The 5,576-nt window shown below is 46.4% G+C and carries 6 protein-coding genes; 4 read left to right on the top strand and 2 right to left on the bottom strand.

Features of this window, described 5'->3' with window-relative positions:
* On the bottom strand, positions 1-914 hold a 914-nt coding region (locus tag RMO52_RS03875), incomplete at its 3' end, for a GAF domain-containing protein (protein ID WP_310411035.1).
* Positions 915-1,304: 390 nt separating this feature from the next.
* The gene (locus RMO52_RS03870; RefSeq protein WP_310411032.1) at positions 1,305-2,114 is read right to left on the bottom strand and encodes an SDR family NAD(P)-dependent oxidoreductase; all 810 of its coding nucleotides are present in this window, start codon (positions 2,112-2,114) and stop codon (positions 1,305-1,307) included.
* Positions 2,115-2,612: 498 nt separating this feature from the next.
* Between RMO52_RS03870 and RMO52_RS03865 the strand changes: the two genes are divergently transcribed.
* From RMO52_RS03865 to RMO52_RS03850, 4 genes are all read left to right on the top strand, one after another.
* Positions 2,613-2,777, top strand: a complete 165-nt coding sequence (locus tag RMO52_RS03865) for a hypothetical protein (RefSeq protein WP_309737762.1) — start codon at positions 2,613-2,615, stop codon at positions 2,775-2,777.
* A 312-nt stretch (positions 2,778-3,089) separates the two neighbouring features.
* Positions 3,090-4,433, top strand: a complete 1,344-nt coding sequence (locus RMO52_RS03860) for an amino acid permease (RefSeq protein ID WP_310411029.1) — start codon at positions 3,090-3,092, stop codon at positions 4,431-4,433.
* 88 nt (positions 4,434-4,521) lie between these two features.
* Positions 4,522-5,037, top strand: a complete 516-nt coding sequence (locus RMO52_RS03855) for a hypothetical protein (RefSeq protein WP_310411026.1) — start codon at positions 4,522-4,524, stop codon at positions 5,035-5,037.
* 186 nt (positions 5,038-5,223) lie between these two features.
* A partial coding sequence (locus RMO52_RS03850) for a class I SAM-dependent methyltransferase (RefSeq protein WP_310411022.1) occupies positions 5,224-5,576 on the top strand: 353 nt, incomplete at its 3' end.

Genomic DNA, 5,576 nt, shown 5'->3' with positions numbered 1-5,576 from the left:
CCAAATAATTCATTGCGATCGCTAACAATCGGTGCGACAATAGTTGCCTTAACGGCGATCGTCACTAAATTATCGAGAATATCAGGATCGATCCCAACTTCATGAATATTATCGATCGCTTGAACGTGAAGTCGATCGCTGTATTCATTAACTTTATATCCATCTAAACAGGGATCGTCAATTACCGTTCCTTTTAATGTTGCTAATGCTGGCATGGTGGCTTCGGCGAATACTCTACCAACATTTGGCTCAGTGATGCCATAGACGATCGCCCGATCGCACTTTAAAATAGTTTGGGCTTGAGTGGTGGCAATTTCTAAGACTTCAGTGCGAGTAGTACCCTGATGAATTCTTTGGGTAGCAGAGATCAATAGCTCATCATAGTACCGTTGTCGATCGAGTGAGGATTGGATTTTTTGACACTGCGACCATCTCACTGCATTATCCAACGCCCAGCCAATTTGCAACGCCATTTGCGCGGTGAGGGTAATTTCTTCAGGTTGCCAAGCGCGCGGCTGGGAACATTGATGCAAAATTAATAAGCCATATAGCTCACCATCTGGTAACAATAATGGCACCACTAAGTTAGCTTTGACTGCGAGTTTTTCCAGGGTTTCGATGTAGCACGGCGTAATCTTAGCTTCGTAGATATTATCGATCGTGTTGATCCGACCTTGACGATAAGTATCGACATGCCTTGCCATAAAGCAAGGATCCTCGATTGTTGTCTCTACTGTTTTGGGAAATCCCGGCTCTACTGACTCCGCGACAACTTTTCCCAGACTCTCGGATTGCAAACTGTACACTACAACTCGATCGCAGTAGAGCGCGTGCTTGACGCTTTCGACACTAGCTTGCAGAATATCTTCTGGTCGCGAACAGTTGTGAATTCTAGAAATCAGATTGGTGAACATTTACAGCAAAAGATATCAGAATGGGTTGGTAGCAAATATGCTACAATGACTAGTATAGCTTATGTTACTTCTTTTTATACAATAGCTACCCTTTGAGGGTCGATCGTTGGCGTAGCCGCTCCCTTGGAGAATCGAGTATGCCTTCAAACCTCAATCCTCAAACATTTTGCGCTCGATCGTTACTATGTATCTTTGACTAATATAACCCATCTGAATTTGGTCGCTCGGTACGATCGCGTAGCTTCTCTAAGTAATACTACGCAAAACTATTAAGACCGATTTGTTACAAGGCCGGACGAAATATCCAACAAAAATGCTTTCGAGTAGTACGACTTGCTACTCGAAAGCATTAATTTGCCCTAAAACCTAAAGCCTAAAGCCTAAAGCTTATTACCCCTTAGCTCCCAATCGCTGCCAAAACTGTTTTTGAGTCGGTAGCGGGGCGGCAATCTGGATGATGCTCTCCAGTAATCGGGGTACTAGATAGTTGCCCCAAACTGCGAGATGACTTTGCCAACCGATGATAATCTCCCGCTCGTTACGATCGATTCCTCGGATTAGTGCTTGGGCGACGCGCTGGGGCGACATCGGCATCATGCCGCGAAATAGCTGTAAATCTCGCACCATGTCCGTATCGGTGAGCGTCGGCAACAGCGATATCACCTGGACGTTATGACTGGCTAATTCGCCCCGGAGTGCTTGGGTAAATCCCAAGATGGCAAATTTGGTAGCTGAATAGGTAGACATCGTCGGTGCGGCGACCTTGCCCATCAGACTGGCAACATTGACAATGGTACCTGTTTGTTGCGAGACCATCCGGCGGGCAATCAGGCGGGTGATGGTATACATCCCCAGCAGATTGATGGCGATCTCTTCTTGGACGTGGGGTAACTTTGATTGTAGGAAGGGTGCTTGATAGGCAACTCCCGCACAATTTACCAATAAGTGAATCTGTCCGTAATCGCGCCATGCCTGAGAGATAACGACATTAACCCGAATCCGATCGGTTAAATCTAGCACGATCGGGATGACTTCGACACCCATGACACCGATCTCTGCGGCAACTTCGGCTAACCGCTGTTCGTTACGGGCGACTAGTAACAGCCGTTTAATGCCACTTGTGGCTAGCTCAAAGGCAATCGCTTGACCGATGCCGCGCGATGCTCCAGTCACGAGGGCTGTTTTTCCGTGTAGCTTCATTGTTAAAAACCTCCAAAAGTGAAGTCACTGCCAACCTTGTGCGCTAGGTATGGATACACAAACTTTACGCTCGGGGTAGATAGCGAGCAAAATGACGATCGAGCAGTTGGTTAAATGTAGGGACGGAGCGGCTAACTGAGTGTAGGTGACACTAATCGCTAGGAGGGGATAATTAATCGATTACCTCTAGCTGGGCATCAAGCACATGAAGTACTATTTGATAGACACACCCTATCAGATAGATCGAGCATCTGCAACATTTATTAACAAAGATTGGAGATTGTGATATATCTCTACATAATTCTCAGGGATCGCGATCGCTGCAATTTGGGCGTTAATGTGCTGTGCTTGCTAAATTGCGATCGAGACATCACATTTGGTGAATGTCGTGTCTGAGAAGGTAGTATTTTGATGAGAGCGATCGAGCCTTAATTGTCAACTACTCTCCTCGCATAATCCACAGCAAAACTGGGCATACCAAGCAAGTTTTGGTAGTTAATGATACTTAAAATTAGCCGCTCCTTCGACGCGGCATATTCGACAGCTAAGCAGTATTTTTTAATTAAGACACATTGGTTCGATCGAGTGGGTATTGTTATCGCGATCGGGATTACAGGCACTGAAGCCCAAGAAGCGGCAGACATCGAGATATATTCATTCTGAAATTTGTGCTGACTAAATATTAGTAATTTTTTACTATCATTTGAGCGATAAATTAACATCATAAGTATGTCGATCGGTAGATAATTCTCTCAAAAACCGATCGTACACTTTAAACAGTAGCATCACAAAACTCGTGTAATTGCCAAAAGTAAAAAGTAATTAATAAGGGCGAAGTTATACAGTCTCATAAATTAAGTACTTCTACGCTTCATTTTTCAGCACCAACTAAAAAATGGAGATCGATAAATTTTCACTGACAATTTATCAATTATTGGCACATCGCCAGTTGCCCACATAGCAGATATTAGAGCTGTGAGTATAATCGAGCAACCTAAATTAACCAAAATTGCCGAAAATAGGACGATAGCAACAAGACCTTCAATCCGGCTATTTGATGCGATCGCCCTAATTGTCGGACTAGTTATTGGTGCGGGAATATTTGAGACACCAGCATTAGTTGCGGCTAATGCTAATAGTGAAACTGATGTTTTACAAGCTTGGGGCTTGGGTGGAGTAATCTCCATTATCGGTGCTTTATGCTATGCCGAATTAGCGACTGCATATCCAAATATCGGTGGTAGTTATGACTACTTAAAGCGAGCATTCGGTCGATCGATTGCGATTTTATTTGCCTGGGCGCGACTGAGTGTAATTCAGACTGGCTCGATCGCTTTACTTGCCTTTGTATTTGGAGATTATGCTTCGCAATTATTGCGGCTGGGCACATTTTCAGCAGGGATTTATGCGGCACTAGCGATCGTCTTCCTCACGATGCTCAACATCCTGGGGTTGAAGCACAGTAAACGGCTCCAAAACTGGCTGACGATTACCACAGTCTTGGGACTGCTGGCAATCGTTATCATCGGCTTAACCTTGCCTGCGGACACTAGTGTTCCCACTCCGGCTACTGGCGCTGCTACGAGATCTTGGGGATCGGCAATGGTATTCGTGCTGTTGTCATATGGTGGTTGGAACGAAGCCGCGCAGATCTCTGCTGAGATCGAGAACTACCAACGCAACATCATTCGATCGCTCCTCTGGGGGTTAGGAATTATTACCGCACTATATGTGCTGCTTAATTTGGCATATCTGAAGGGCTTGGGATTGGCAGGGATGGCTCAATCATCAGCCGTTGCTGCCGATTTGATGCGGCGGGCATTTGGGGAGCCAGGAGCGATCGTCATTAGCCTGCTGGTGGTGATTTCTACGCTCGATTCGATTAATGCCACCATTTTTACGGGCGCACGCACTAACTTTGCACTAGGGCAAGATGTCGCTGCCTTTCGGTTTTTGGGCGTTTGGCAAGACCGTCACAATACACCAACTGCCGCCTACTTATTTCAAGGGGCAATTTCCTTAGCACTAGTCGGACTCGGGATGGTGACGCGCGACGGATTCAAAACGATGGTGGACTATACCGCGCCGATCTTCTGGTTTTTCTTTTTGCTCAGTAGCATCTCGCTGCTGGTGCTGCGAGTGCGCGATCCCGATCGACCGCGCCCGTTTCGGGTGCCACTGTACCCGATTTTACCACTGCTATTCTGCGCTGCCTGTGGGTACCTGCTCTACTCCAGCTTAGTCTATACCGGGACGGGGGCGATCGTTGGTGTAATCGTTGTGGCACTGGGGATTCCCTCGATCCGAAGGCATCGATGAGAGGCTTTAGGCTTTAGGAAATCGGACGTTTCGCCAAGTGGCACGTACCCCAATCTAACAATGCTACCCGCAAATTAGGAGAAAAAATATGAATGTACTATTAAGATTAGGGCGATCTTTCGCTGGATTTGGCATTGTCGGACTGGTAGTAGCTGGATTTATCCACTTACCAGCCAGTAACAGTCAACAAGTACGAATCGATTTGCCCTTAGTACCGCCCATTGTGAGCAGCGATCTCACTTCAGAGCCGGATACCAGCACCACTACTAGGGTGGCTCTCAAAGAAAATCAGCCCGTCCGACTCAACTCCGCTCAAATTGCCATCAGGGAAGCACAAGTTGCAGTTTCGCTATCGCAAGCACAGTTAGCTCAAGCACGAGTTAACTTGAGCGAATTTCAAGCCAAGCACGATCGGGTCAAAATCTTGTCAGCGCAAGGTAAAGTCAGTCGCAAACAGACAGATCTAGCTGTAGCTGCTTACAAGCTAGCCCAATTACAACACAGTTCGGCTGCGATCGGACTACAAGAATCTACGGCACAACTAATCGCTGCTAAAGCTGAAGTTAGTAAATCAGGGTGCCTTAATACTGGAAGCAAGATGTAAGCCTCATGGCGCGAATTCCATCAGAACATTACCAGTCGATTCAGATTAACCACTAGTTAAGATCGAAAGAAAATTATGATATCACTACAACATTTGCTCCATCGGAGCCGATCGAATCGAATCACATTTTTGACACTAATCGGTCTGAGCTTCATCAGCGTTGGCTGTAGCACAAGCCCTAACGCGATGAATACTCAACCAACTACTGAGATACCATCAGCATCAGGAGTCGCGCAGGCTCCAGTATTACGATCGCCTGATGTCGTGTATGTTCCTACCCCACAAGCAGTGGTCGATCGAATGCTCGCGATCGCCAAAGTCAACAGTAAGGATGTGCTATACGACTTAGGGAGCGGAGATGGACGGATTCCGATTACCGCCGCTCGCAAATTTGGGATTCGCGCCACAGGCATCGATATTAATCCCCAACGGATTAAAGAAGCTAATAATAATGCTAAAACAGCAGGTGTGACCGATCGGGTGCGCTTTCTCAATCAAGATCTCTTTCAAAGCAAGTTTAGCGATGCCACGGTAGTAAC

This window comes from Chamaesiphon sp. OTE_8_metabat_110 (genome assembly GCF_031382685.1).
Lineage (GTDB): Bacteria > Cyanobacteriota > Cyanobacteriia > Cyanobacteriales > Chamaesiphonaceae > Chamaesiphon.
This window is presented reverse-complemented; position numbering and strand designations above follow the sequence as displayed.

Bases quoted from the DNA above. Each gene is read 5' to 3' on its own strand.
- RMO52_RS03855 (WP_310411026.1), top strand. From the start codon at position 4,522: ATGAATGTACTATTAAGATTAGGGCGATCTTTCGCTGGATTTGGCATT.
- RMO52_RS03870 (WP_310411032.1), bottom strand. From the start codon at position 2,114: ATGAAGCTACACGGAAAAACAGCCCTCGTGACTGGAGCATCGCGCGGC.
- RMO52_RS03865 (WP_309737762.1), top strand. From the start codon at position 2,613: ATGATACTTAAAATTAGCCGCTCCTTCGACGCGGCATATTCGACAGCT.